Source organism: Clostridium celatum (assembly GCF_021412605.1).
GTDB classification, from domain to species: domain Bacteria; phylum Bacillota; class Clostridia; order Clostridiales; family Clostridiaceae; genus Clostridium; species Clostridium celatum.
In genome coordinates this window covers 1-26475 of the sequence record NZ_JAJKGM010000022.1, presented here as the reverse complement: position 1 = coordinate 26475, position 26475 = coordinate 1, and the positions used below count along the sequence as shown (strand labels likewise).

General features: G+C 28.2%; 38 protein-coding genes. 33 read left to right on the top strand and 5 right to left on the bottom strand.

Annotated features, from left to right (window positions below; all coding sequences use genetic code 11):
• Nucleotides 1–66: 66 nt before the first annotated feature.
• A complete protein-coding gene (gene ilvA / locus LPC13_RS10360) occupies nucleotides 67–1266 on the bottom strand; it encodes a threonine ammonia-lyase (RefSeq protein ID WP_051040720.1) in 1200 nt (399 codons plus the stop codon).
• A 179-nt stretch (nucleotides 1267–1445) separates the two neighbouring features.
• Here ilvA and LPC13_RS10355 point away from each other — a divergent pair, with 179 nt between their 5' ends.
• From LPC13_RS10355 to miaB, 9 genes are all read left to right on the top strand, one after another.
• Nucleotides 1446–2186, top strand: coding sequence for a pseudouridine synthase (locus LPC13_RS10355; protein ID WP_195244981.1), 741 nt, complete (start codon nucleotides 1446–1448; stop codon nucleotides 2184–2186).
• 1 nt (nucleotide 2187) lies between these two features.
• Nucleotides 2188–2727 carry a tRNA (mnm(5)s(2)U34)-methyltransferase gene (locus LPC13_RS10350; RefSeq protein ID WP_005214944.1) on the top strand — a complete coding sequence of 180 codons (540 nt, stop codon included), beginning with the start codon at nucleotides 2188–2190 and terminating at the stop codon, nucleotides 2725–2727.
• A gap of 121 nt (nucleotides 2728–2848) precedes the next feature.
• On the top strand, nucleotides 2849–3745 hold the full coding sequence (locus LPC13_RS10345; RefSeq protein WP_005214946.1) for a MurR/RpiR family transcriptional regulator: 897 nt from the start codon (nucleotides 2849–2851) through the stop codon (nucleotides 3743–3745).
• A gap of 83 nt (nucleotides 3746–3828) precedes the next feature.
• A complete protein-coding gene (locus LPC13_RS10340) occupies nucleotides 3829–5043 on the top strand; it encodes a BaiN/RdsA family NAD(P)/FAD-dependent oxidoreductase (protein WP_005214948.1) in 1215 nt (404 codons plus the stop codon).
• Nucleotides 5044–5103: 60 nt separating this feature from the next.
• On the top strand, nucleotides 5104–5760 hold the full coding sequence (gene cmk / locus LPC13_RS10335) for a (d)CMP kinase (protein WP_005214951.1): 657 nt from the start codon (nucleotides 5104–5106) through the stop codon (nucleotides 5758–5760).
• Nucleotides 5761–5791: 31 nt separating this feature from the next.
• A complete protein-coding gene (locus LPC13_RS10330; protein WP_005214953.1) occupies nucleotides 5792–6637 on the top strand; it encodes a 4-hydroxy-3-methylbut-2-enyl diphosphate reductase in 846 nt (281 codons plus the stop codon).
• 1 nt (nucleotide 6638) lies between these two features.
• Nucleotides 6639–7697, top strand: a complete 1059-nt coding sequence (gene rpsA / locus LPC13_RS10325) for a 30S ribosomal protein S1 (RefSeq protein WP_005214955.1) — start codon at nucleotides 6639–6641, stop codon at nucleotides 7695–7697.
• An 87-nt stretch (nucleotides 7698–7784) separates the two neighbouring features.
• Nucleotides 7785–8723 (top strand): GNAT family N-acetyltransferase, encoded by a 939-nt coding sequence (locus LPC13_RS10320; protein ID WP_005214957.1) that lies wholly within the window; start codon nucleotides 7785–7787, stop codon nucleotides 8721–8723.
• A gap of 102 nt (nucleotides 8724–8825) precedes the next feature.
• Nucleotides 8826–10199 carry a tRNA (N6-isopentenyl adenosine(37)-C2)-methylthiotransferase MiaB gene (gene miaB / locus LPC13_RS10315; protein WP_195244984.1) on the top strand — a complete coding sequence of 458 codons (1374 nt, stop codon included), beginning with the start codon at nucleotides 8826–8828 and terminating at the stop codon, nucleotides 10197–10199.
• Nucleotides 10200–10461: 262 nt separating this feature from the next.
• On the opposite strand, the gene LPC13_RS10310 is transcribed toward miaB, so the two are convergent.
• The 4 genes from LPC13_RS10310 to LPC13_RS10295 form a co-directional block, all read right to left on the bottom strand.
• A complete protein-coding gene (locus LPC13_RS10310) occupies nucleotides 10462–11568 on the bottom strand; it encodes a site-specific integrase (protein WP_234088795.1) in 1107 nt (368 codons plus the stop codon).
• A gap of 260 nt (nucleotides 11569–11828) precedes the next feature.
• On the bottom strand, nucleotides 11829–12251 hold the full coding sequence (locus tag LPC13_RS10305) for an ImmA/IrrE family metallo-endopeptidase (RefSeq protein WP_234088794.1): 423 nt from the start codon (nucleotides 12249–12251) through the stop codon (nucleotides 11829–11831).
• A 136-nt stretch (nucleotides 12252–12387) separates the two neighbouring features.
• The gene (locus tag LPC13_RS10300; RefSeq protein WP_234088793.1) at nucleotides 12388–13515 is read right to left on the bottom strand and encodes a hypothetical protein; all 1128 of its coding nucleotides are present in this window, start codon (nucleotides 13513–13515) and stop codon (nucleotides 12388–12390) included.
• 90 nt (nucleotides 13516–13605) lie between these two features.
• Nucleotides 13606–14040: a helix-turn-helix domain-containing protein gene (locus LPC13_RS10295; RefSeq protein WP_234088792.1), complete on the bottom strand. Its 435-nt coding sequence runs from the start codon at nucleotides 14038–14040 to the stop codon at nucleotides 13606–13608.
• 164 nt (nucleotides 14041–14204) lie between these two features.
• Here LPC13_RS10295 and LPC13_RS10290 point away from each other — a divergent pair, with 164 nt between their 5' ends.
• From LPC13_RS10290 to LPC13_RS10180, 24 genes are all read left to right on the top strand, one after another.
• Complete coding sequence (locus LPC13_RS10290; RefSeq protein WP_234088791.1) at nucleotides 14205–14444, top strand: helix-turn-helix transcriptional regulator; 240 nt, start codon at nucleotides 14205–14207, stop codon at nucleotides 14442–14444.
• A gap of 51 nt (nucleotides 14445–14495) precedes the next feature.
• Nucleotides 14496–15200 (top strand): BRO-N domain-containing protein, encoded by a 705-nt coding sequence (locus tag LPC13_RS10285; protein ID WP_234088790.1) that lies wholly within the window; start codon nucleotides 14496–14498, stop codon nucleotides 15198–15200.
• 10 nt (nucleotides 15201–15210) lie between these two features.
• On the top strand, nucleotides 15211–15354 hold the full coding sequence (locus LPC13_RS10280; protein WP_234088789.1) for a hypothetical protein: 144 nt from the start codon (nucleotides 15211–15213) through the stop codon (nucleotides 15352–15354).
• A 239-nt stretch (nucleotides 15355–15593) separates the two neighbouring features.
• Nucleotides 15594–15887, top strand: a complete 294-nt coding sequence (locus LPC13_RS10275; RefSeq protein ID WP_005214971.1) for a hypothetical protein — start codon at nucleotides 15594–15596, stop codon at nucleotides 15885–15887.
• 38 nt (nucleotides 15888–15925) lie between these two features.
• Complete coding sequence (locus tag LPC13_RS10270) at nucleotides 15926–16072, top strand: hypothetical protein (protein ID WP_005214973.1); 147 nt, start codon at nucleotides 15926–15928, stop codon at nucleotides 16070–16072.
• Between the two features lie 2 nt (nucleotides 16073–16074).
• Nucleotides 16075–16239, top strand: coding sequence for a hypothetical protein (locus tag LPC13_RS10265; RefSeq protein WP_005214975.1), 165 nt, complete (start codon nucleotides 16075–16077; stop codon nucleotides 16237–16239).
• 12 nt (nucleotides 16240–16251) lie between these two features.
• Nucleotides 16252–17901 carry an AAA family ATPase gene (locus tag LPC13_RS10260; protein ID WP_234088788.1) on the top strand — a complete coding sequence of 550 codons (1650 nt, stop codon included), beginning with the start codon at nucleotides 16252–16254 and terminating at the stop codon, nucleotides 17899–17901.
• Complete coding sequence (locus LPC13_RS10255; protein ID WP_234088787.1) at nucleotides 17902–18951, top strand: YqaJ viral recombinase family nuclease; 1050 nt, start codon at nucleotides 17902–17904, stop codon at nucleotides 18949–18951.
• A 15-nt stretch (nucleotides 18952–18966) separates the two neighbouring features.
• Nucleotides 18967–19854 (top strand): recombinase RecT, encoded by an 888-nt coding sequence (locus tag LPC13_RS10250; protein ID WP_234088786.1) that lies wholly within the window; start codon nucleotides 18967–18969, stop codon nucleotides 19852–19854.
• A 41-nt stretch (nucleotides 19855–19895) separates the two neighbouring features.
• Nucleotides 19896–20735 carry a DnaD domain-containing protein gene (locus LPC13_RS10245; protein ID WP_234088785.1) on the top strand — a complete coding sequence of 280 codons (840 nt, stop codon included), beginning with the start codon at nucleotides 19896–19898 and terminating at the stop codon, nucleotides 20733–20735.
• Complete coding sequence (locus tag LPC13_RS10240; protein ID WP_234088784.1) at nucleotides 20668–21504, top strand: ATP-binding protein; 837 nt, start codon at nucleotides 20668–20670, stop codon at nucleotides 21502–21504. Before LPC13_RS10245 ends, LPC13_RS10240 begins: the two co-directional genes overlap by 68 nt.
• Before the next feature lie 37 nt (nucleotides 21505–21541).
• The gene (locus tag LPC13_RS10235; protein WP_234088783.1) at nucleotides 21542–21703 is read left to right on the top strand and encodes a hypothetical protein; all 162 of its coding nucleotides are present in this window, start codon (nucleotides 21542–21544) and stop codon (nucleotides 21701–21703) included.
• Nucleotides 21704–21739: 36 nt separating this feature from the next.
• Nucleotides 21740–22060 carry a Spo0E family sporulation regulatory protein-aspartic acid phosphatase gene (locus LPC13_RS10230; protein WP_195244996.1) on the top strand — a complete coding sequence of 107 codons (321 nt, stop codon included), beginning with the start codon at nucleotides 21740–21742 and terminating at the stop codon, nucleotides 22058–22060.
• A gap of 2 nt (nucleotides 22061–22062) precedes the next feature.
• A complete protein-coding gene (locus tag LPC13_RS10225; RefSeq protein ID WP_234088782.1) occupies nucleotides 22063–22371 on the top strand; it encodes a MazG nucleotide pyrophosphohydrolase domain-containing protein in 309 nt (102 codons plus the stop codon).
• A gap of 5 nt (nucleotides 22372–22376) precedes the next feature.
• A complete protein-coding gene (locus LPC13_RS10220) occupies nucleotides 22377–22562 on the top strand; it encodes a hypothetical protein (protein WP_005214996.1) in 186 nt (61 codons plus the stop codon).
• Between the two features lie 19 nt (nucleotides 22563–22581).
• Complete coding sequence (locus LPC13_RS17010) at nucleotides 22582–22713, top strand: hypothetical protein (protein ID WP_267955967.1); 132 nt, start codon at nucleotides 22582–22584, stop codon at nucleotides 22711–22713.
• Nucleotides 22714–22716: 3 nt separating this feature from the next.
• Entirely contained in the window at nucleotides 22717–22977 is a 261-nt protein-coding gene (locus LPC13_RS10215; protein WP_234088781.1) for an AbrB/MazE/SpoVT family DNA-binding domain-containing protein, read from the top strand.
• 87 nt (nucleotides 22978–23064) lie between these two features.
• Nucleotides 23065–23838, top strand: a complete 774-nt coding sequence (locus tag LPC13_RS10210) for an ORF6C domain-containing protein (protein ID WP_234088780.1) — start codon at nucleotides 23065–23067, stop codon at nucleotides 23836–23838.
• Between the two features lie 9 nt (nucleotides 23839–23847).
• On the top strand, nucleotides 23848–24279 hold the full coding sequence (locus tag LPC13_RS10205) for a RusA family crossover junction endodeoxyribonuclease (protein WP_005215000.1): 432 nt from the start codon (nucleotides 23848–23850) through the stop codon (nucleotides 24277–24279).
• Nucleotides 24266–24514: a hypothetical protein gene (locus LPC13_RS10200; RefSeq protein WP_005215002.1), complete on the top strand. Its 249-nt coding sequence runs from the start codon at nucleotides 24266–24268 to the stop codon at nucleotides 24512–24514. Before LPC13_RS10205 ends, LPC13_RS10200 begins: the two co-directional genes overlap by 14 nt.
• A gap of 1 nt (nucleotide 24515) precedes the next feature.
• Nucleotides 24516–24704, top strand: coding sequence for a hypothetical protein (locus LPC13_RS10195; protein ID WP_005215005.1), 189 nt, complete (start codon nucleotides 24516–24518; stop codon nucleotides 24702–24704).
• Nucleotides 24704–25759, top strand: a complete 1056-nt coding sequence (locus LPC13_RS10190; protein ID WP_234088779.1) for a hypothetical protein — start codon at nucleotides 24704–24706, stop codon at nucleotides 25757–25759. Before LPC13_RS10195 ends, LPC13_RS10190 begins: the two co-directional genes overlap by 1 nt.
• 1 nt (nucleotide 25760) lies before the next feature.
• Nucleotides 25761–26105, top strand: coding sequence for a hypothetical protein (locus LPC13_RS10185; protein ID WP_005215016.1), 345 nt, complete (start codon nucleotides 25761–25763; stop codon nucleotides 26103–26105).
• Nucleotides 26106–26121: 16 nt separating this feature from the next.
• Nucleotides 26122–26394, top strand: a complete 273-nt coding sequence (locus LPC13_RS10180) for a nucleotide modification associated domain-containing protein (RefSeq protein WP_005215029.1) — start codon at nucleotides 26122–26124, stop codon at nucleotides 26392–26394.
• Nucleotides 26395–26475 lie beyond the last annotated feature (81 nt).

Here is a 26475-nt window from a genome sequence, read left to right as displayed (position 1 = left end):
GTATAATCATACGATATTAAATATATAGGAGCTTTTAAAAATAAATTTTTTAAAAGCTCCTATTATTTAATATAAGACTTTAATAGAATATGATTCATTTTCAAAGGCATTTATAATTTGTTCAATATGTTCATGTCCATTAGTTTCTACTGTAACTTCTAATTGAACATTATGAATCCTATTAATTGCTTTTAGTTGATTATGATCTAATTTGACTATATTGGCATTTTCTTTTGCTAATATTTCAGATATCTTTAAAAGTTCACCAGGTACATTTCTAAGTTCTAAACAGAAACAGAATAATCTACCTTTTGAAACTAAACCATTATTTATTAATGATGATATTGTTAGCATATCAATATTTCCACCACTTATAACACAACATATATTTTTGTTTTTGACATTTAATTTTCTAAGGGCAGCTAAAGAAACAACGCCAGAAGCTTCTGCCAATAATTTATGTTTCTCTGTTAGCAAAAGAAATGTTTCTACGATATCATTTTCAGATACAGTAATAATTTCATCAACAAGGTCTTTTATTATCTCAAAGGTTAAGTTTCCAGGTGTTTTAACAGCTATACCATCAGCAATGGTATTAACACTATCTAGTGTTGTAATAGCTTTATTAGTAATACTTTTTTTCATTGATGCAGCTCCAGCTGCTTGTACACCAATAATTTTTATATTAGGATTTATTTCTTTTGCAGCAAGACTTATACCACTTATAAGTCCACCTCCACCGATTGGACAAATTATATAGTCGAAGTTTTTAAAGTCATTAAAGATTTCTAAAGCAATAGTACCTTGTCCACATATGACGTCAATATCATCAAATGGATGTATAAAGACTTTACCAAGCTCATTTTCTATTCTTTTTGCTTCAAGAAAAGCATCATCATAACATTTACCATGTAAAACTACATTGCCACCATAATTTTTTGTAGATTCAACTTTTAAGTAAGGAGTGGTTTTAGGCATTACAATAGTAGAGTTAACTCCTATTAAAGAAGAGGCATACGCAACTCCTTGAGCATGATTACCTGCTGAAGAGCACACTACACCTCTAGATTTTTCTTCATCTGACAACAAAGAAATTTTATTTAAAGCTCCTCTAATTTTATAAGCTCCTGTTAACTGAAGATTTTCACATTTCATATAAATATTATTATTTGAATTTTCACTAAAAACATTGCTATATAATAATGGAGTTTTCACTATTATATCTTCAATATTTTTTTGGGCTATTTTAATTTTTTCTAAATACATAGAAATATCCCCCTTTTTATCTATAAATAGCAATAAATATATAATATCACAAATAAATACAATTATCGATAATTTTTAAAAGAATAAAAAGGAAGTTTTTAAATAGTTCAAGTTTTTATTGTATAAATTATTTTTAAAATATATAATTACTTTGAATATTAAGTAACGGAGTGAAATGTATGGAAGAAAGATTACAGAAATACATGGCTAGATGTGGAGTTGCATCAAGGCGTAAATGTGAAGAGATTATTTTAAATGGAGAAATAAAAGTAAATGGGATTTTAGTTACAGAAGTAGGAACTAAAATTAATCCTAGTACTGATAAAGTTTTTTATAAAGATAAAGAAATTAAAGTTGAAGAGAAAAAAGTATATATTATGCTTAATAAACCAGAAGGATATATAACTTCTGTAAAAGATGAACGTGGTAGAAAAACAGTTTTAGACATAGTTAAGGTTGAGGAGAGAATATTCCCAATAGGGAGATTAGACTACGATAGTTCAGGTTTGCTTCTTTTAACTAATGATGGAAGTGTTTATAATAATATAATTCATCCTAGAGTAATATTAAAGAAAAAATATATAGCAACATGTAGGGGGAAATTTACAGAGTCTGATATTAAGAAATTCAAAAGTGGTATAAATATAGGTGATTATATTACAGCTGAAGCTGATATAGACATAATAAGCGAAGAAAAAAGATATAGTAAAATTAAGAAAAAAGAAGAAATTATAAGTACAGTAGAAATATCAATACATGAAGGTAAAAATAGACAGATAAGAAGAATGTGTGCTTCTTTAAATCATGAAGTATTAACACTAAAGAGAGTTTCAATTGGTGAATTAAAAATTGGATATTTAAAAAAAGGTGAGTTTAGAAATTTAACTGATGACGAAATAAAATATATAAAGGGGTTATAAAATGTTTAGATATGTGTCTGATATCAGCGAGTTATCTCATGATATAATAAGTAGGTATTTAGATAAGAAAAATGTTGCAATTGATGCCACATTAGGAAATGGATATGATTGTGATTTTTTATCAAGTAATTTTAAAAAAGTATATGCATTTGATATACAAAAGGAAGCTTGTGAAAATTATAGTATAAAAAATGATAATGTTATTGTGATAAATGACTCTCATCATAAGTTTGAAGACTATATTAAAGAACAAGTAGATTGTATAATATATAATTTAGGATACTTACCAGGTGGAGAAAAAACTATTACTACAAAATCTAATACATCTTTAATTAGCATTCAAAAGGGATTAGAGTTATTAGCAAGTGGTGGTATGATGACTATTGCTATATATAGAGGTCATGATGAAGGTAAGATAGAAGAAAATTGCATTATTGGATATTTAAAAACTCTTAATAAAAAACATTATGGGGTTATGATACACGAGTATTTAAACAGAGCTAGTACAGCACCTTTATTAGTTGTTATAGAAAAGAAATAAAGAAAAATATTAAATTAAAACTTGCAAATTCAAAGAGTACATTATAATTATTTCGTTGATTAAATTATTAAATAATGCTAAAATAATTTAAGTTATTAAAAAATAGGAGAAGAAATAGACAATGGAAAGAACTATGAATGATGAATCAAGAGATTTAATGAAATTAATTCAACTTAGGTTTCCTAGGCTTAGTAAAGGTCAAAAATTAATTGCAGAATATATACTTAAAAATTATGATAAGGCTGCATTTATGACAGCAGCAAAATTAGGATTAGCTGTAGGTGTATCAGAATCTACAGTCGTTAGGTTTGCAATAGAATTAGGTTTTTCTGGATATCCTAAATTACAACGTTCATTACAGGAATTAATTAAGAATAAGCTTACAACTGTTCAAAGGTTAGAATTATCTAGTGATTATATTAGTGAAGGGTATGCGTTAAAAGGTGTTCTTAAAGCTGATATGGAAAATATAAGAGCAACTATGGAGAAAATTGATTATAATACCTTTGAAGATGTAGTTAATAATATATTTACGGCTAAAAGGATATATATAATAGGTTTAAGAAGTTCTATGGCATTAGCTGAGTTTTTAGGATTCTATTTAAATATAATATTACAAAATGTAAAAACAGTAGGTTATGGAATTTCAGATATATTTGAACAAATGATAAATGTTGGAGAAGATGATTTAGTTATAGGAATAGGATTCCCTAGGTATGCAAGCAGAACTATTGATGCTTTAGCTTTTGCACAAAATAGAGGTGCTACAGTAGTTGCAGTTACTGATAGCTTTTTATCTCCTTTAGCTACTAGAGCTGACTATTCATTAATTGCTCAAAGTAATATGGCATCATTTGTTGATTCGTTAGTTGCACCTTTGTCTGTTATTAATGCATTAATTATTGCAGTTGGAATGAGAGAAAAAGAAAATATATCTAATGTTTTTAATAACTTAGAAGAAATATGGCAAGAATATAATGTTTATTCTTATAATAATAGAAATGTAATTGATGATTAAACTAATCATATAAAGGAATTAGCATATGTTAATTCCTTTACTTATTGTTAATTATAAAATAAAAGATACTTGGAGGACTTTAAATGGCAAAAGTCATAGTTATAGGTGCTGGACCAGCCGGCATGATGGCTGCTATAACAGCTGCTAAAAAACACGATGTAATTTTATTAGACGGAAATGATAGGGTAGGAAAAAAGTTATTTATTACAGGAAAAGGTCGTTGTAATGTAACAAATTCAAAAGATATTAGTGAGTTTTTTGATTTCATCCCTGGAAATCCTCACTTTTTATATAGTGCATTGTATTCTTATACAAATGAAGATACTATAAATTTTTTTGAAAACCAAGGAATAAAATTGAAAAGTGAGCGTGGAGGAAGAGTTTTTCCTTATTCAGATAAATCTTCAGATATAATAAGGGGACTATCAACAGCACTAAAAGAATCAGGTGTGGAACTTAAGCTTAATTCAAAAGTTACTAATATAATTATGAAAGAAGATAAGATTGAATATGTTGAAATTAACAACGATAAAAAATGTGTTGGGGACTATTATATTTTAGCTACTGGGGGAGCATCTTATCCGTTGACAGGTTCAAGAGGTGAAGGTCAAAAATTTGCTAAAAAGTTAGGGCATACAGTTACTGAATTAAAGCCATCATTAATACCTATAGAAATTAATGAACCGTGGATTAAGGAAGTTATGGGCTTATCACTTAAAAACATTTCTCTTAGTATAACTAAAAATAATAAAAGTTTATATAAAAATCAAGGTGAAATGCTGTTTACTAGTTATGGAATTTCAGGTCCTCTAGTTTTAAGTGCCTCTAGATGTATAATTGATAAATCAGAATATGTAGCAGTACTAGATTTAAAACCAGCATTAAGTGAACAAGAATTAGATAAAAGGATTCAAAAAGATTTTAAAAAATATCAAAATAAAGATTTTAAAAATTCGTTAGATGAATTATTACCTCAAAAAATGATTCCAATTATTATAGAATTATCTAAAATTCCTGAAAATAAAAAAGTTAATGTCATAACTAAAGAAGAAAGAAAAAATTTAGTTTTACTTTTAAAAGGAATTAAAATGAAAGTAAAAGGATTAAGACCACTAGAAGAAGCTATTGTTACAGCTGGTGGAGTAAGCACTTTAGAGATTGATCCTTCTACGATGAAATCAAAAAAAATTAATAATTTATCATTTGCTGGGGAGATAATTGATGTTGATGCTTTTACTGGCGGATATAATGTACAAATTGCTTTATCAACTGGTTATTTAGCTGGAGATAATATATAGAAAATTAAATTTAATTTATATATAATAAAAATACATATGCTTGAAAGGTGGATAATTTAAATGAGAATAGCTGTAGCTATAGATGGGCCAGCAGGTGCTGGGAAAAGTACAATTGCAAAATTAGTGGGAAAAAAGTTTAATTTAATGTATATAAACACAGGAGCAATGTATAGAGCAGTTGCTTTAGTTGCTAAAAGAAATAATATATCTTCAAGTGATATTAATAGCTTAATGGATATTATAGATGAAATGGAAATGCATTTTGAAAATGATGATTTAATTTTAAATGGTGTTAATATCCAAGACGAAATAACAATGCCAGAAATAAGTGAGATAGTATCTGAGTATGCATCTATACCAGAAGTAAGAAAAAAATTAGTTGCACTTCAAAGGAAGATGTCAGAGAAGTATGATGTAATAATGGATGGAAGAGATATTGGAACAGTTGTTTTAAAAGATTCTAAATTCAAATTCTTTTTAACGGCAACTCCAGAAGAAAGAGCTAGAAGAAGATATTCTGAATTGAAAAATAGAGGAATAGATGTGGATTATAATAAGCTTTTAGATGATATAATAAAGAGGGATTATATAGATAGCAATAGAGAAACAGATCCATTAAGAAAGGCAGAAGATGCTAAAGAAATAGACAGTTCAAATTATAATATTACGGAAGTAACTGAAATAATTTGTAATTTAATACAAAATGATTTAAAATAGATAATATACTGAATATCATAGGAGAAAAGTAATGAGAAAAGTTACATTAGCTAAAAATGCTGGTTTTTGTTTTGGTGTTAAAAGAGCAGTAGATGAAGCTATAAAAACTCAAAGAGAGTATAATAAAAAAATATATACATTAGGACCATTAATTCATAATAACGATGTGGTAAATTACCTTGAAGATAATGATATTTATGCTATAGATATTAATGATATAGAAAATTTAAATTCTGGAGATGTAATACTAATTAGATCTCATGGAGTTTCTAAAGAGGTATTTGATCTATTAACTGATAAAGGCTTAATTGTTATTAATGCAACTTGTCCATTTGTAACAAATATACAAAAGAAAGTTAATAAATTTTCAAATGAAGGCTATAAGATAGTTATCTTAGGTGATAAAAATCATCCAGAAGTTATTGGGATAAACGGATGGTGTAATAATGAAGCAATAGTAACAAAAGATGGTAAAATTATTGAAGATTTACCTAATAAGGTGTGTGTTGTTTCTCAAACTACAGAAAAAGAAGAAAATTGGAACATTACAATTAATAATTTAAATAATAAGGTTAGCGAATTGAAGCAATTTAATACTATTTGTGCAGCTACTGAAGAAAGACAAAGCAGTGTTTTAGAATTATCAAAAACTGTAGATTTTATGATTATTGTAGGTGGAAAAAATAGTTCAAACACAACTAAACTATATGAAATAGCAAAAGAAAATTGTAAAAACACTATACATATAGAAAATGCAAAGGAGCTACCACAAAGTTTAATAGATGATTCATCAATAAATACAATAGGTGTAACAGCTGGAGCATCAACTCCAGATTGGATAATAAAGGAAGTAATTGAAGTGATGGAGGGAAAATAAAATGGAAGAACAATTAACTTTAATGAATGAAATGGATAGAAAGTTTCGTATAGGAGATGAAATAGAAGGAGAAATATTCTCTATTAAGAGTGATGAAATTGTTATTTCTTTAGTAGGATATAAAATAGATGGTATTATTCCAATAAAGGAATTAGCAGCTCAAGATAGAGTTAATGAAGTATTAAGCAACTTAAATATAGGTGATAAAATTACAGCTAAGGTAATTAAATTAAAGAATGAAGATAATTATGTTGTATTATCACGTCTAGAATATGAAAAAGAAGAAACTTTATTTAAATTAGAAGAATTATTTAAAAGTGGAGAAAACTTTGATGTTATAGTTAAAGAAGCTAAAGAAAAGGGATTAGTTGCATATTTTAATGGTGTTAGAATATTTATACCATCTTCACAAATTGATGTAAGATATGTTGAAGATAAAAATGCTTTAGTTAATACTACTTTAACTGTAAGATTAATAGATTTTTCAAGAGAAAATTTATCTAAAATTGTAGCATCTAGAAGAGTTATTTTAGAAGAAGCTAAGCTACAAAAAGAACAAGCTACATGGGATTCGTTAAATGAAGGGGATGTAGTTAAAGCAGAAGTAAAAAGATTTACTAAATTCGGAGCTTTTGCTGAAATAAATGGTGTAGATGGATTAATTCATTTATCTCAAATATCTTGGAAGCATATAAATTCATGTGATGAAATATTAAAAATTGGTGAAATTATTGATGTAAAAATAATTGGATTAGATAAAGAACAAAAGAAATTATCATTAAGTATTAAAGCTCTTACTCCAGAACCATGGAGCGTAATAGATGAAAAGTATACTGAAGGTTCTGCAGTTTTAGGTAAGGTAGTAAGAATAAATGATTTTGGTGCATTTGTTGAATTAGAACCAGGAATAGATGGGTTAGTTCATATTTCAAAGATTAGCCATGATCATATAAAGCACCCATCAGAAGTATTAACTATAGGTGAAGAGGTTAAATGTATTATATTAAGTATTGATAAAGAAAATAGAAAAATTGCACTTAGTATAAAAGATGCTCAATAAAATTTAGCGTATATTAAAAAGATTACACATATAAATATTAGTGTAATCTTTTTATATTATATAGTATTAATTATTAATGAGGTATATATGGTTTTATTAGAAAAATTATCTAATAGTAATTTTGAGAAGTTTAGAGAGTTGAGTTTAGAGAGAATTAGTGTTGAAAATTATGATAAAGACTTTTTTGAATATTATGAAAAGGAAAAATTCTTTTTTAAAATTTTTTTCAAAAAGTTTGTTAAATTATTTGTGTATAATGGTGAAATTATAGGATATATATGGTATGAAGTTCCTGTTGAAATTCCTATAAGAATATGGTCTTTATATGTTAAAGAGGAATACTTAGAATGTTTAGATGAATCTATTCTTAAATCTTTTAATAATACAATTCTTACTTATGAAACACAAGATGATAAAACTAATAACATTATGCTTAAAAATTTGGGTTTTAAGAAAGTAAATCCATCTGTATTAATGAATATTAAAGTTAACTCTTTTTCAAAACAGTATTATATAGATAAATTATTTTCTAGTATTGAAAATGATATTTCAATACTAGAAAAGTTTATATATTTCACAAATGAAAAATATGATAATTTAGTAATTACTACAGAAATAATGAAGAAAAATGAAGAAGAGCAATTACGGTGTGATATACAAAATAGTGTTTTTTTTAATGAAGATAGATCACCTCTTCAATTAGAAGATATAGAAAATGATATAAAACAAGATTATTATATCGATGATTTATCAATGTTTGTTAAGATTAATAATATTGCAATAGGATATGGGCAAGTAATTTATAATAGAGGAATGTATACTGTTGTTAACTTTGGAATCATTAATGAATTTAGAGGGTATGGTTTTGGTAAAATATTATTATGTTCATTAATAAAGGCTTGCAAAGAAATGGATATTTTAGATTTATATATTAGAGTAGAGGAAAATAATATATCTGCATTAAAATTATATAGTTGGATAGGTTTTTCACCTAAACTTATTATAAATAAATGGGAAAGAAAGTAATGTTTTTTAGAGATAAAATGGGCTAACACTTTATTTTTTGCAAAATGTTATGTTATAATACATTAAGAATTCTATTTTATGTTTACAATGGAGGAGAGAGTTATGACAAAAGTATTTGATTATAAGTCATTAGACGAATTAAAGAACCAAGGTGAAGGGAAATACTTTTATATTCATACTTATGGGTGTCAGATGAACGAAGAAGATTCTGAAAAACTTTCAGGTATGTTAAAGAGATTAGGATATACAAGAACAGAAGAAAAAACAGAGGCTGAAATAATATTATTTAATACTTGTTGTGTAAGAGAAAATGCAGAAAATAAGGTTTTTGGTAATTTAGGACAATTAAAAGCATTAAAAGCTAAAAATCCTGATTTAATAGTTGGAATATGTGGATGTATGATGCAACAAGAAGGAATGGCAGATAAGATATTAAAACAATTCCCGTATGTTAATATTATATTTGGAACACATAATGCATATAAATTCCCAGAGTATTTAAATAGAGTTAAAACAGAAGGTGTTCAAATAAAAGAGATATTTAATAAGGAAGAAGAAATTGTTGAAGGTCTTCCAGTTGATAGAAAAAGTGATGTTAAGGCTTTTGTTACTATAATGTATGGATGTAATAACTTCTGTACATACTGCATAGTTCCATATGTTAGAGGAAGAGAAAGATCAAGAAAGCCAGAAGATATTTTAAAGGAAATAAAAGAGTTAGTTGCAAATGGATATAAAGAAATAACACTTTTAGGTCAAAATGTTAATTCTTATGGAAAAGGATTAGAAAATGAAGTTTCTTTTGCTGAACTTTTAAGAATGATAAATGAAATAGATGGATTAGAAAGAGTTAGATTTATGACTTCTCATCCAAAGGATTTAAATGATGATGTAATTAAAGCTATAAAAGAATGTGGAAAACTATGTGAGCAAATACATTTACCTGTTCAAAGTGGTTCAAATAGAATACTAAAGAAAATGAATAGACATTATACAAGAGAGTATTATTTAGAACTAGTAAATAAAATAAAAAGAGAAATTCCAGATGTAGCATTAACTACAGATATCATAGTTGGGTTCCCTGGTGAAACAGAAGAAGATTTTATAGATACATTAGAATTAGTTAAAGAAGTTAAATATGATGCGGCATTTACTTTCATTTATTCAAGAAGAAATAATACGCCAGCAGATATGATGTTAGATCAAGTTAATGATGAAGATAAGCATAATAGATTTAACAGATTAGTTGAAGCTGTAAATTCTAATGTAATAGCTCAAAATAAAGCTTATGAAGGGAAAATAGTTGAAGTTCTAGTTGAAGGTACTAGTAAGAATGATGAATCTAAGTTAAGTGGTAGAACTAGAAATGGTAGATTAGTTAATTTTGCAGCTGAAGGTGTAAAAGTAGGAGATATAGTAAATGTTACAATTACCAAAGCTCAAAACTTTTCACTAATAGGTGAAGTTTGTAAGTAATATATGTGTATAGGTAAGCAACTCAGAAAAAATCTGGGTTGCTTTTAATTTATATTATTTAAATAGTAGCTATAATATAACAAAAAAAAATAAAATATGATAATATATAAATAAACAAAAATATAAAATGTATGGAGGAATTTAAATTATGGCATTGACACCGATGATGAGATACTGCTTTAATAACCCCTTATAAACACTTGTTTTATTGCAATATAACAACTCAAAAACTATAAACGGCAAAAAAACGGCAAAAATGAAATTATATATCTAAATTTTCAAAATTGCTATTAATTATATTCTTTGCATTCATTAACATGCTATCTGTAACATGAGTATAAGTATTCATAGTTTCTTTAACATCATGACCAAGTATATAGGCTGCTGTTTTAAAATCTACACCCGATGCAATTAATTTAGTTGCATATGTATGCCTAAGTTCATGTAAACACACATTGAATCCTAAACTTTTCATTCTTTTATTCAGTACAGTCTGAAAACTTCTTTTTTCTCCAAAATTAAATATTCTACCATCTTCAGCTGGTTTATTATTAACCATATAATTTCTAATTTCCTTAATTGTAATTTCAGGTACTGGGATTATTCTATTAGAGTTCCTGCTTTTAAGAGGACCAAGCCCACAAATACCATTTCCTATATCTTTAAATTGCTTATTAATATCTATACCATTATTTAATATATCATCTTTTGTTAATCCTAAAATTTCTCCTATTATAAGCCCTGCTGTAACAGCTATTAATGAAACTATGTAATATTTTTCTTTGTCATGTTTTAATTTTGAGAGAAGAGCTTTAACTTCCTCATCATCTAAAGCTCTTCTTTTTATTATTGTTTTATTCTTCTTTAGTTTAATATCATCACAAGGAGATACATTAAGTATTTTATATTTCTTAACTGCCGAATTGAATAAAATCTTAATATATCCTACTTTAGATTCAATAGTTTTTTGTGTTCTGCCTTTTCGGTATAAGTCATCTATAATATTTTGCACATCTTTAGTTTTAATAGATTTAAGAGGAAAATCCAATAATGCTTTAAAGCTATTGACAGAATACTTCATATTTGAAATTGTAGCAGCAGTTTGATACAAGTCATTATCTTGTTTATATATTTCATAAAACTCGCTGAATGTTACTTCAGAGTAATCCAGATTTAAATTCTTTGTAGATTTAATAGCTTCTTTTATAGCTTCGAGAGCTTTATCAGCTGCTCTTTTTGCTTCTTGCTTACTCTTAAATCCTTGCTTAGCTTTTTGTTTCCATTTACCAATATCGTAATCTTTATAAGATATTATGAATTGCCATCCTTTATCTTTTTTTCTGTAGGTAATATTGTGTTGTAATTCCATTTGTTAATTCCTCCTTAAGTTCCTTAATTTTAAAATATATCATCATTTTATATTTATATCTACATTGAAATACTTTTTTATATGGTAATAATGGATTTAAATTGAATATTAAAAGAATGTATGTTCTCTAAGTTGTTAAAAATAATAGTGTTCAAATAAGAACACTTTATATTTTTATATTTAGGGAATTACTATTTTAATTTTTTAAGGGTTGGTGCTCGGTGGCTCTCTAATATAGGCAAATTTTAACTTGTTTTTAGTTATTTAAATTTTAATTTTAAGTATTTTACATCAATAGAAGTACATTCTGAAATTTTTTCTAGTGAATAACCTTCAAACTTTTTTAAAATATCGTTATCTATAAGAAGTTCTGCAGCAAATTCATTAGCTTGATTTTCAAATTTATTCTGAATAAAAAATGTATTAGAGCTATTAAAATATACATTGTTCTTTGTATGCAACAAAGCATGCCCTAATTCATGAGCACAGCAAAAATACTTTTCTACATCTGAAAGCTCTTGATTTATAAAAAATACTTTTTTACGTTTAGCATATGTATAATGACCTTGTGCCTTTCCTAAAGGTACTATATATACCCAAATTCCTAATCTTTCACACAATTCAAATGGATCATTAGTCCCATGTTTTATTTTAATTTTTTTTACTACTTCTTTTATTCCCATCTTTAGTATTCCCCCACATATAACTTTTTTTGAATGCCTACTAACCCTTGCCATCTTACAGCTAAGCTCTTTTGTTCATTTTATTAGTTTATCTTTAGTATTATATATAATTATTACTAAAAGTAATACTATTAACCTATTTTTTGAATAAAGATTTAAATATATCAATCAGTGATTTTGGTTTTACTTCAAATTCTTTTTTAGTAGGACTTTTCTTCGAATATTCATTTAGTAAATCATCTAAACCCATTTTTGATGAATAAGAGTGATTATTAGTTTTATCTATTTTACTTGGTAATTTATCTAAAACTTCTAAAATTTTATCCATAGAAAAACATGGACAGTCTAAATAAGGGGTAGAGTAATCAATTATTCTATTTTTAATAGCTATTTTATCTATATGAAATAAGCCTGAGGTATCATATTGACCAAATGATGTCCATGGATTGTTACAGGAACTTATTTGCAGTCTATGACATCCAAATGGATTCTCAGTCATTTCACTAGCGCCATAACAAAAATCTGATTTACCAGAGCGGCATTTATCACCATAGCAATAATTTAATTTACCAATAATTTTTCTATCCATAATCTTACCATTTAATACAACAAAGCAAGACTTCCAATTACTAACCAATTCATATAATTTTATAAATTGAAGATATTCACTAGGTTTATCTGAATAAATAGCTTGATATAATTTTTTACCTTCAACATTATTAATTATAAACTGTGGTGCCATTTGAGCTAAGGCAACAGCTTGGGCAAAACTTTGGGATTTAGATTCGCCAAAAGATATACTTATATACCAATCAGGATAAACGATTTCTTTTGATAATGTATCCTCTACGTTAATTATATTGGGAGTATAAGATACATTTTTTTTAATAATATTATTAGAGCTTTCTGTAGCAGATTTAGATAACTTTTTTAATAATCTTTCTTTTCTTTTTGTAAATTCCTCAATAGCCATTTCTTGATCTACTTTTTCGAAGTTATTTAAGTTGTTTAAAACTAAGTCACAAACCTCTATAGCTTTTTCATATTCTTTTAGTTTTTCAAGTAGTATTGCTGGGCGTTTATAAAATGTTCTGCCGATTGGCTTATGATTGTATATAAGGTCAAAGTATATTTCTAATGCTTCTTTAAATTGACCATTTTTTTCTAAAGCATATCCTTTATCTATTAGTTTGGAATGTTCTTTCCAAATCTTTTCTTTGTATTCCATACGTTTATGTTCTTCTAAGATTTCATCTATATTCATAAATTCTCACCCTTTATTTTTATAGTATTAGTTTTGCTTATATACCTTGTTGTCAATTTAAATATAAAAAAATAAAGTCTATAAAATATTTTATTTTTTATACTTTCGAGGGGTATACTTCATTTTGTTATATACCCTTACATCACTTAAAAATTTTTCATATGCTAATCTTAAAAATTCTTTATCTTCATCATCAGCAGGATTACCACAGAATTCAACTACTTTAGCTTTATCTATATTTTCCATCATTTGTAAAGCCTCTTTTTCTATATCGAGTTTTTCTTTTTTAGTTAACATTTCTGGAGATGATGTAGTATTAGGATTTTCATCTCTACAAAGAAGATAATCAATAGATACATTAAAGTAGTCTGCAATTTGTTGAATAACCTCATTATCAGCTCCGTTTTTATTATTTTCCCATTTTGATATTGAGGATTTATCAACATGAAATATTTTAGCAGCAGCATCTTGTGTTAAATTATGTTGTTGTCTCAATCTTTTAAATCTAGATCCAAATGTACTCATTACTTTTACCTCCAACTATATTTATTATATAAAATGTTGAGTGAAAAAACATAAAAATTGAGATATGCTCAATTTTTTTTCGAAAAAGTATTGACAAGTTGAGAATAACTCATTATTATATAAATATAAGGTGAGTTTAACTCAATATGACAGGAGGTGAGAATTTGAAAACACAACTTTTAAAATCATACAGAGTTAGGGTAGGAATAACCCAAAAGGTTCTTGCTAAACTTTTACAAATTGATGTTACTACATATTCAAAAAAAGAAAATGGAGTAATTGAATTTAAAGCGAGTGAAATCTTAATATTAAAGAAAACTCTTAATTTAACACCAATAGAGATAGACGAAATTTTTTTTAACTCTAGTGTTGAGTTTAACTCAACAAATATTGAGGCTATTTAGTATAGTTTGTCCTAAATTTAAAAATATATTAATAGAGAAGGAGGAGAAGAAATGGAAAACAAAATTGAAAAGCATAGAAGAAAAGACGGTGTTCAATTATTTGTTAATAAAGAATTAGAACTTGAAGTAAGAGTAGTAGAGATTAATGGAGAAGGGTGGTTAGTTGGTAAGGATATAGCAGAGGTTTTAGGTTATTCAAATACAAGAGATGCAATAAGTCGTCATGTTGATAAGGAAGATAAGAATACCGTCGTGATTTCCGACGGAAAAGGAAATCCCAATAAAGTAGTAATTAACGAAAGTGGATTTTATTCATTAATATTAAGAAGCGATATGCCAAAAGCAAAAGAGTTTAAAAGGTGGGTAACATCAGAGGTATTACCATCTATAAGAAAAACGGGAAGTTATATGAGGGAGCTTAAAGCTCAAGAAAAAATGTTCCAACTTATGAGAAGTGAAATAAATGAAATAGTATCTATAAAGATAAAGGAAATTGAAGATAAGTGTTCTGATTATTATAGACCATCATCACTTGAAAAGAATAATATAAGTAGCTATATAAAGAAACGCTTAGGAATTACTAAGGTTAATGATGAGTATGAACTAGTGAAGCAAAGAGTTCTTTTAAAATTAGGAGCAACTAAATGGGAGGATATCTCTGTTGAGGATTTAAGGGATTCGTTGCACATAATTGATGAAAGTATAAGAGTTATTAAATTAGATAGACCTACTCAACAATTATCAATGTTTTATTAGGAGAGATTTAATGAATTGTAAAAAATGGGAAAGTTTAAAGGGAGAAATAATAACTGTTCTAAAAGAAGGAGATGTAACTATTTTTGCTGCTATTAAAATTTTAGATGAAGTAAAAAGGGAAATAGAGTCAGAGGCTTTAAGTAAAAAGTTATAACAAAAGGGGGAGTGAATATCAAAAGTTTGGAGGAATTATCAGTGATTATAAGATGTCCCAAATGTAATAAATTACTTTTTAAACTAAACTTAAAGGGTTATTTAAAATACGATATTGTGTGCCCTAGGTGTAAACTTAAAATCACATCGATATTAACTAATAAAGAATATGAAATTAAAAGCTATAAGAGATATAAATCTTAATTAAGTAGCTTTAATTAAATGAAAGGAGATTAGGTTATGAAAGCAGTATTAACTAGAGCAGAATTAGCAGAAAGATGGAATGTAGATGTAAGAACTATAGCTAACTGGGAAAATGAAAGAATAATTCAAAGAGTAGATGGATTACCATTACCTAGATATTCTATAGAGCATATTCAATCTTTAGAGGGTATAAAGGATTTACATCAGTTTTCGCCTATAGAAAGAAGAAGATTAGAGGGAGAACTAGAAAAGCTTAAAGCAGAGAATGAAAAATTAAAGGCAGTATTATCTAAGATACTTTCAGAAAGTGCAAAAATCGTAGGAATGTAACTTAACATAATTAACTACTGTAAAGGAGGTGATTAATTATGGAAGAAGAGATATTAGAAAAATCTAATGAACTTTATGATTTATTATCAAAGTTTAAAGAGAATGCAGAGAGTTCGAGTCAATACTGGAGTGTAGTAGAAACTCAAAACTCACTTGGATCATTAATGCAAAGTATAGGGGGATAATTATGAGTTTAATGTATAAGTTGTATGTTATATGGATTGGAACATTAAAGTTCGCATATATCAATGGAGCGTGTTTAGTTACAGTTATTGCAATTATGGCTATTATTACTGCATTAACAGATGATAAGGCTATATTTACAAAAATATTTAAAAAATTTATGGAGTAAAGGAGAATCTGAATGTCTAAAATTTCATTTTTAAAAGTAAATTCATTTTTAGGTGTAGATGAATTAGAGTTATCACCAGGAAAAGTTAATATTTTCAAAGGACCCATGGGAAGTGGGAAAACCTCAGTAATTGAAGCTATAGAAAAAACTTTTACAAATAAAAGCAGAAGAACTGAAGTTATTAAGCACGGAGAAGAGGAAGCAACATTATTTGTTGAACTTAATGATGGATTAGAAATTGATAGAAGATTAAGAACTGAAAAGGGTGATTATCTTAAGGTTAGAAAATCAGATGAAGGTGTACCAAGTACAGAAAAGTTTTTAAGAACATTAGTTAATGGAAATATATTCAGACCTTTAGACTGGGTAAATCTTTCAGTTAAAGAGCAAACAAAATCTTTGCTTAGTATGTTAGAGATAAATTGGAGCGAGCAGGATATCGTAAATTGGTTTGGCGACCTAGTGGACGATATCGACTACTCACAACATATACTACTTATTCTTAAGAGTATAGAACAAAAATACTATAAAATACGTGAAGAAGTCAATAGAGAAGTTAAGGAGCTAAATGCACGTATCAATGCGCTATATGAAGAATTACCAGCAGAATATGATGGAGAAGCTTGGAGAGAAGTAAAAGTTCAAGAATATTATGCAAAAGTAAGTGAAGCTCAAGAAATAAATAGATTAATTGATATGGCTAAGGGACTTCAAGAAAGTTTTAATGATAAGGTTGAAGCTATTAAGGCTAGAGGAGAAAAACAAAAAGCTAATATTACTTTAACTTATAAAGAGCATAGAGAAGATATAAATGACATTATAGCTTTATCTAATAGCAAAATTGAGAGAGCAAATAACTTTATAGATAATTCTAATAATACTTTAGAAAATGAATTAAATAAGCTAGATAATCAACTTGAATCAGAATATCAAGCATTATTACAAAAGTATTCTGTTTTAAAAGATGAAAAGAAAAGAGAATTATTAGCAGCAGTAGAAGAACAAAAAGATATTATAGCTATAAACAATAATAAAATAGCAACCAAAGAACAAGAACTTAGAAGTTTAGATGAAAAGGAAGAAGCTGAAAAGGTAGCAGTAGATGAAAAGGTAGCTAATGAGATTGAAAAAGAGGAAATCAGAATAGGTAAGGCATCATCTTACTTAAAAGAAAATACTCAAGTAGATATTGAGCCATTACAAGCTGAAGCAGATTATGTAGCAGAAATGGTTGGTTATCTAAGAGATTGGGATAGAATCATTGAAATTAGAGATGGAATATTAGCTTCTAAACAAGCTTATTCTAGCGAATTAACATCAAAAATAGAAAAGGCTAGAAATTTACCAGGAGAATTACTTAAGACTGCTAAAATGCCTATAGATGGAATTTCAGTTGATGTAGATGGAAGAGTAAGAATTAATGGTGTTTTAATAGATGGACTAAGTTCAGGTGAAAAGCTTAGATTAGCAATGAAAGTAGCTAAAGCTCAAGCAGGATTACTTAAATTAATTTGTCTAGATGGTTGGGAAAAGATTAATGAAAAGTCTCAAAATGAATTACTTGAAGAAATGACAACAGATGAATATCAATACTTTGTAACTCAAGTAACAGATACTGAAAGCAATGAAGTTGAAATCGAAAAGATAGGAGAAGTGGTTTAAATGGTTGATTTCATAGAAGATAAAGAATTATTTAAAAATGCAAAAGTAGTTTTTGATACTAGAGAGGATAGTGAAGAAAGAACTAAATGGTTATCTCTTAGATGTAATTCTATTGGTGGAAGTGAGATTGGAGCTATAGCGGGATTTAGTGCTTATGGTACAGCATTAACTATATTCAATGAAAAGTTAGGATTAGTTAAAAAGTTTAAAGGGAATATTCATACAGAGTTTGGAACTCGTATGGAGCCACTTATTAGAGATTGGATTCAAGATGATTTTAAGAAAGCTACTGATATAGTCCTTAAGACATATGAATATCCATTCACAATGGTAGATAAGGAATTTGAATATTTTTCAGCTAATATTGATGGAATTGGAATATTAGAAGAGGATTATATTTACTGGGAGAATAGAGATACTGCAGAAATTAAATTTATTCCTAAGGGTGAAATGTTTGGATTAGAAATAAAAACTGGATCAGAGTTTATGAAAAAGATGTGGGCAGGTGAAGAAGTTCCATCATCATATTATTGTCAGTGTCAATGGTATATGGGAATCACAGGATTAAAATATTTTTTAATTATTTACCTTTTAGGTAAAGAGGTTAAATGGAAGGTTATTCCTAGATGTGATGATGATATAGAAGCTTTAAGAGAGATAGGAAAAGATTTTTGGGAGAATCATATAATACCTAAAGTTCCACCTTGTCCAGTAGGAGTGAAAAAAGAAACTGATCAAATACTTGAAAATCAAATACTTGAAGATGGAGCAGAAGTTGACATAACTGATAACAAGTTAACTGAATACAACGAAGTGTCTGAAAAGATTAAAGAACTAGAGAAAGAAAAGGAAAGATTAAAGCAAGAAATATTCCTTGAAATGGGTAATAACAAAAAAGCTACTGATGGTTCATATAAGGTTACTAGATATGTTGTTACTAAAGATAAGCTAGATAATAAGTTGTTTAAGGAAAAGTATCCAGAGACTTATAAGGCAATACTTAACGGAACAACAGAATATGTAAACATGAGAATTACTAAATGTAAATAGAAAGGATTGATGTAAATGGCAAATGTAAATGGAGGATTAGTTGCAAACAAAAAAAATGAAACTAAGGAAATAACACCTCAAAAACAAATGGCTGGAATGTTAAAACAAATGCTACCTGAAATTAAAAAGGCGGTTGGAAATACAATGACACCTGAAAGATTTTCAAGAATAGCATTAAGTTTATTTAATGGAAATCCACAATTTTGGGAAGCGTCACCTACAAGTTTCTTAAGTGCATTAATGCAAAGTGCTCAATGTGGATTAGAACCAAATACAGTACTTGGTGAAGCATATGTTATACCATATAAAAATAATAAGCAAGGAATTACAGAAGTTAATTTTCAAGTTGGATATAAAGGTATCTTAAAAATGGCCTTTAATACTGGAGAATATGAAGCTATATATGCTCATGAAGTAAGAAAAGGTGATGAGTTTAGTTATGAATATGGACTTCATAAGAATTTAATTCATAAGCCTGCTGATGTACCTAGTGAAGAAATAACTCATTATTATGCAGTATATAAACTTAAAAATGGTGGATTTGATTTTGTTGTATGGTCCAAAGAAAGAGTTGAACAACATGCTAAAGAGTTTAGTAAAAACTATATGTATCAAGGAAAAGTAAATAAGAATTCAGTTTGGGCAAAGAATTTTGATAGCATGGCTAAGAAAACAGTATTAATTGATGTTCTTAAGTTTGCACCAAAGAGTGTAGAGATGGCTAAAGCATTAGATCTTGATTATAAAGCAGAGGCAAAAGAAGAAAAGGTAAGCAACTTTAATTATGTAGATGTTGATGCAGCACCTATTCATAATGATGAACCAGTAGTAGATGCAAATTATATAGTAGATGAATCTAAAGTTAATCAAGAAGATATGTTTGCAGACACACCATTTAATTAAAGCTTGGAGCTTAGGCTCCTTGCTAGATAGGAGGAAGATAAATGCCATTCAGATTAGTATACACAGAGTTTTGGCAAGATCCTAAGGTAATGGAGGAAATGACACCAGAAGATAAATATTTTTATTTATACTTATTAACTAATCCATGTACCAATATGATAGGAGTTTATAGGATAGTAAAAAAACAAATGGCTTTTGATTTAGGATATAGCATTGAATCTATAAATAGTTTAATGGATAGATTTATAAATTATCATAAATTAATTAAATATAATGAGAACACAAAGGAATTATGTATTGTCCATTATGGCAAGTACAATTTAAATCGAGGAGGCAAGCCAATGCTTGACTGTATAAAGAAAGACTTGTCCAAAATTAATGATATTAGTTTAATTGAAGAAATAGTTGTCCATATTAAACATCCAGCTATTAAGAGCTTTATAGAAGATTACTTGTCCAAATTAAATAACGATACGTCGGACGATACGTCAACGACTAGTGAACGAGAGGCGGACAAAACCATAAACCATAATCCAAAAACCATAAACCATAATCCTAAATCCAAAACAACAACTACTATAGATAATAGTAGTAGTCTTAAAGGAAATTTAGATGTATTCAAACATTTTGAAAAATGTGGATTTATGGTAACTGCAATGTTAATGGAGCAAATAGCAAGTGATATAGAAATTTATAATAAACAATGGTTAATGGATGCAGCAACTGAAGCGATGAATAGAGGGAAGATTAATAATTACAAATATGTTCTAGGAATATTACAAAACTGGACCTCAAATGGAAGGAAGGATATAAATGGGAATACCAGTAACAATAAGCAAGACCTTGGAGCAGAACTTAGAGAGCAAGGAATTGGATTGTAGACAACCTTTAGAAACTTGTCCTAACTGTGGAGAGGCACTACAGAAGGATATTGAAATACTTAATAAGATAAGACGAGTTCCTATAGTATGCAGTTGTAGAAAAGCTGAATTAGAGAAAAAGGCTATTGAAGATGAAAATAAGGAAAAGCAAATAAGACTCGATACTATATTTAAAAACTCATTAATGGATGAAAAATTTAAAAGATGTACATTTGAAACTTGGGATCATAGCAGAGGTTCGGAAAAAGTTTTTAATATTTGCATTGGATATGCTAAGAATTTTAAGAGTGCTAAAGAAGATAATTTAGGATTAATGCTTTATGGAGAGCCAGGTAATGGAAAAACTCATGCAGTATCATGTATAGCTAATTATTTAATGCTAAGAGGGATACCAACGATTTGTGTAAGTATTAATAAAATGCTTGAAAGAATAAAGGAGACATATTCTTCTTATGGTAAAGAGGGAGAAGAAACTGTACTAAAGAGCTTATCTAATGCGGATTTATTAATAATAGATGATTTGGGAACAGAACAAAAAAATGAGTGGAGTTCAGCTAAGATATATAACATTATGGATAGCAGATATAGGAATGGATTACCAACAATTATTACAACGAATATTAACCTTAAGGATTTAAAGGATATGTATCAAAAGAGGACTTATGACAGATTAATGGAGATGTGCACTCCTGTAATGAATGATGGTAAGAGCATTAGAGTTCAAAAGAGTAAAGAAAAAACTGAATTACTTAAGAAGTTGATAGGATAGTTTGAAATTATTGTGAATTAAAGGAGGGGTGTATTGTATGAATTGTTTTTCAATAAATGTATTTGTATATAATCTTAGGTTTAAAAAGTATGTTTGTGGTAACAGAGAAGATTACACAGATGAACAGATAATTGAGATTAGAGAAAAATATAAAAAAGAAATAAAAGAGAAGTTAGACGCTTTAGGTTATGTGGATTAGCATTAATTCGCAATTCAAAAAAAGGGGGATGGAAAAGTGGATAAAGATAAGATGTATTATTGCATTGATAATTTAGGATTAAATGCAAAAGAAACAATTGAAGCAAGTGAAGAACTAGATAAAGAGGTTTTAAAAGAAATACTTAAGGATCCAGTAGTTGAAAATATATATCTTAAGCAAGTAGTTAAAGCTAAAGAGTATAGAATAGCAAAGTTGGAAGAGATAATAAGGAACTTAAGAAGAAATAGAAGAGTTAATGATTTAGCAGAATTAGCAGCAATGTTAAATGAAACAGGAATGCCTGCGAAAGAAAGTGTTAAATTGTCAGTTTATATAGGGCAAGTCAAGGGAATTTAGTTATGAAGTTAAGGTTAATGATACTTGATAGGAATATAAAGACATCGGAGAGTAACGATAACGACTCATGGGAGAAGATTTCTAACAAACTTGAAGAAGAATACCTGGAGGTACAGGAAGCGATTAGAGAGGCAGATAGAGCGCATATAGCGGAAGAGATTTTTGATTTGCTTCAAGTATCTATTAGAGCATTGGTTTTATTAACTAAAGAGAAGTTTAATATAGAGCAACTTAATATGAGACATAATAAAAAACTAGTAAACAGAGGATGGAAAGAAAAAAAGATTATTAATATTTTCATTAAGGAGTGATTAGTATGTCAAGATTAGAAGAGGTTAGAAATTTAGCAGAAGGATTAGTTGAAATTCAGGTAGATTTTATTGATAAGGACAATGGTAAAAAGCAAGGATTAATATTTTACACTTTTGAGAACTTCGGTAAATGGTATGCAGATAGCTATGATACAGTTAAAGTTTTAGATGTTATTCAAAGTGAAGAATAAATCTTTGGAGGAATTTGAAATGAGAGTAGTAGAAGTAATACCTTTTAAAAACTTCAAAGAGAAAATTAAGTTAGTAAAAGAACTTAAATTAAGAAAAGGAAGAATTTCAGTATTTGAAAATTATATAGTAAGTGAATATATGGAGGGATAATAAATGAAATCAACAGGAGTTGTAAGACCAATAGATCAGTTAGGAAGAATAGTTATTCCAATAGAATTAAGAAGGAATTTAAATCTTAAAGAATTAGATCCTAAAACCGGTAAAGGGGACACGTTAGAAATATTTATTGAAGGTGAAAATATAATACTTAGCAAGTATAAACAAGGATGTATCTTTTGTAGAGAAATTAACGACTTAAAGGAATATATGGGAAATAAAATTTGCAGCAAATGTGCAAGTAATATAAGTAAATAGAATAGGGGGAGAATGGACAGTTAATGCAGCATGGTTTTAAGTGTTCATTCTCATATGAAACTCAATTTCATAAAAGGAGAGGTAGAAATGGAAAGTAAAATTGAAAAGCATAGAAGAAAAGATGTTCAATTATTTGTTAATAAAGAATTAGAACTTGAAGTAAGAGCAGTAGAGATTAATGGAGAAGGTTGGTTAGTTGGTAAGGATGTAGCAGAAGTTTTAAGATATTCAAATCCAAGTGATGCATTAAAAACTCATGTAGATGAAGAGGATAAAAAGCAAATAGCGTATCACGATTTGCAAACATTAGGCTTAAATGATTTTGGAACTAAAGGTGGATGGTTAATAAACGAAAGTGGATTTTATTCATTAATACTTAGAAGTGATATGCCAAATGCTAAAAAGTTTAAAAGATGGGTAACATCAGAGGTATTACCATCTATAAGAAAAACAGGAGCATATCAAAATAAACCAATGTCACCGATGGAATTGCTACAACTTCAATATGATGTATTAAAAGAACATGATAAAAGATTCGAAGAGGTAGATGAAAAGATTGAGGTTCTAAGTAATAGTATGACAATTGATTACGGTCAACAGGAAGTAATTAATAGAATTGCTAAGGAAAGAATGGTACAAGTTTTAGGCGGAAAAGATACTCCAGCATATAGAGAACTTAGTAAGAAAGTGTTCTCTAACCTTTGGAAGAGGTACAAGCAAGTATTCCATGTATCAAGTTATAAAGATACAGCTAAGAAAGATTATGAAGATGCAATTAAGTACATTGAGAAGTGGGAGCCTAGTAAAGAACTAGGATACATGATTACTGGTGCTAATAGTCAGATTCAATTTAATAATTAGGAGGAAATAATGGAGAGATTTAGAGTAGCATTTATAGTTCCAGGTGAACCAAAAGGTAAAGGTAGACCGAGATTTAATACAAAAACAGGTAGAACTTATACACCAGGAGATACTATTAATTATGAAAATTTAGTTAAGATGCAATATCAAGCATTAGTTGGTGACAAGTATACAGAAAAAGAAGTTGAAGCAAGAATTACATGCTACTACGGAATACCTAAAAGCATGAGTAAATCTAATAGAGAAAAGGTTTATCATGGAAAGTTAAGACCAACTAAAAAACCTGACCTAGATAACATTGCTAAGATTGTTTTAGATAGTTTAAATGGATTAGCTTATAAAGATGATAGTCAGATAGTTAAGTTACAAATAGAAAAATATTATGCAGAGAGACCTTTGGTGAAGGTTGAGTTATATGAGGTAGAACATGGAGAAGATTAAGTTAAAAGATATAGTAGGCGTAAGAGTTAGAATAGGAAAACTTAATTCATTAGGACAAGTAGTGAGTTATAGAAGAGGAATAATAGAATATGCAACAGATCATTTAATTGGTGTTAAGTATGATGAGACATGTTATAAAGAAAGTTTTAATAGAGGAGCTATTTTAGAAGAATCTAATAAAAGAGTTGAAATAAGATATGGAAGTGATTGGATTAAATTAAAAGGGGTGATATAAGTTGGGAAAAGCTTGGGAAGATATGAGCAATAAGGAAAGGGCCGAACAAACTATAAGAGATATCAAAAGGAGACAAGCTATTAGAAAGAAAGCTGCATATGATGTTAAAGCATTAAAGATTGAGAGCGTAATAAAGAGTTCAGCTAAAAGAAGAAGTGTTAAAAATAGAGGATGCAGGAGTTTGAATTAATGAATAGGAAACAAAGAAGGCAACTAGAAAGAGAACAGAGTAAAGAAGCAGCTCAATTCAATTCTCAATCTAAATGGCTAGATAATTTGCTTCCTTGGCAAAAAGCAGTTATAGATACAATGCTAAGAGAAGTAAAAGTAGATGCAGAAATAGAGTGTATTGAAGCAGTGGACAAGATATTAACAGGTGTTCTAATTGAAAGAACTGATATGAGTTGGAAGGAAACATTTGATTTCAATACAGCTTTTGGAAAGTATTATGCAGAATATAGATTTGTTACAAGTAAAATTGGGAAGGAGAAAAGATTAAAAATGTTACAAGAATTAGAAAAAGAAGTTATATCAAAGGTGGAAAGTTTAATTATTGAAGGAAAGAGTAGAGGACAGATAGTTAAAAATTTGATGTCTGATTACAAAGAAAAAGTAGGGTTAACAACACCAGAAGCTAACAATGTTTATAAGAGAACTTATGAAAAATACAAGTTATATATTAAGGAGATTGAAACAGAGGTTATAAAAAGCATTATAGGGCATTTAGAAAACAATCAAAAATCAGAAGGAATTATAAATTTAATCAAAATTGAATATCCCAAAATATCTGAAAATGATATAAGGGGTATGTATATAATTGCTAAAGAAGAATTTATGAAACCTAAGTATGAGGATTATTCAAACGTTCCTTATGTTGGCAATGATAATGTTAAAAAACAGGGGCGTAAAGCAAAGAAAGATACAAGTGAAATAGTTAGTAATAAGAGTGAGGAAAAAGCCGATAATGAGGCTATAAACGTTGAATACAACGATATAAAAGAAGAGGTTAAAGAGGAAAAGAAAGATATGGGTAATTTAAAGGTTGTTAAAGAAATTGTAAAAGTAGTTAGTAGAGAATTAGAAGGAGAATTTGGAAAATATATTGCAGATGAAAATGGAGTTACAAGAGAAGGTTTGAATTTTAAGGATTTAGCAGCAGTAGAGGAATATAAAAAACGAGAAATTGAAAGATTTGAAAGAGAAATAGCTGAATTAGAAGCAGTCTTTACTTTCAGGGAAAATTAATATGGATATAGCAGAGAAGTTAGAATTGTTGGAGAAGTCTAAGAAAACTTTAGACTCTCTAACTATAGAGTTAAGGAAGCGTGGATATGCATTAGCAGTAGCTGAAAGAGATTATAGAAAAGCATTAGCAATAAAAGAAGTTGAGTTAAGAGGTAAAGGGAATAGTTATCCAGCTAACCTAGTGTACGACATAGCACGTGGACAGTTATCAGATTTACGTTATAAGAGAGACATAGCAGAAATAGAAGTAGATATTTGCAGAGACAGATTAAGAAATGAAAGAGCAGGAATTGAAGCACTTAGGTCAATGCTAGCTTTCGACCGAGCAAATTATTTAAATAGTTAGGAGGAAAAAGAAAATAATGAGCATTAAGGAAATAGCTATAGAAGTAGCAGAATTAGTAGAAAAGAAGAATAGAGATTATGGAAACAGTTTTGATAAAACATTAGAGGAATATGGAGATACGGCTTATTTCTTAAGAATAGAGGACAAGTTAAGTAGATTAAAGAGTTTAAGCAAGAAAGATGCTCCAGAAATTGATGAAAGCGTTGAGGACACGCTTAAGGACATTATAGGGTATACATTATTAATGATTAATAATAAAAGAAGTAAAGGCAAAGTTGTAATTTTTTAAATAACAATTTGAAATTATTGTTCATTAAATAAGGAGGAGAAAAATGAGAGAAATTAAATTTAGAGCATATGCAGTAGAAAG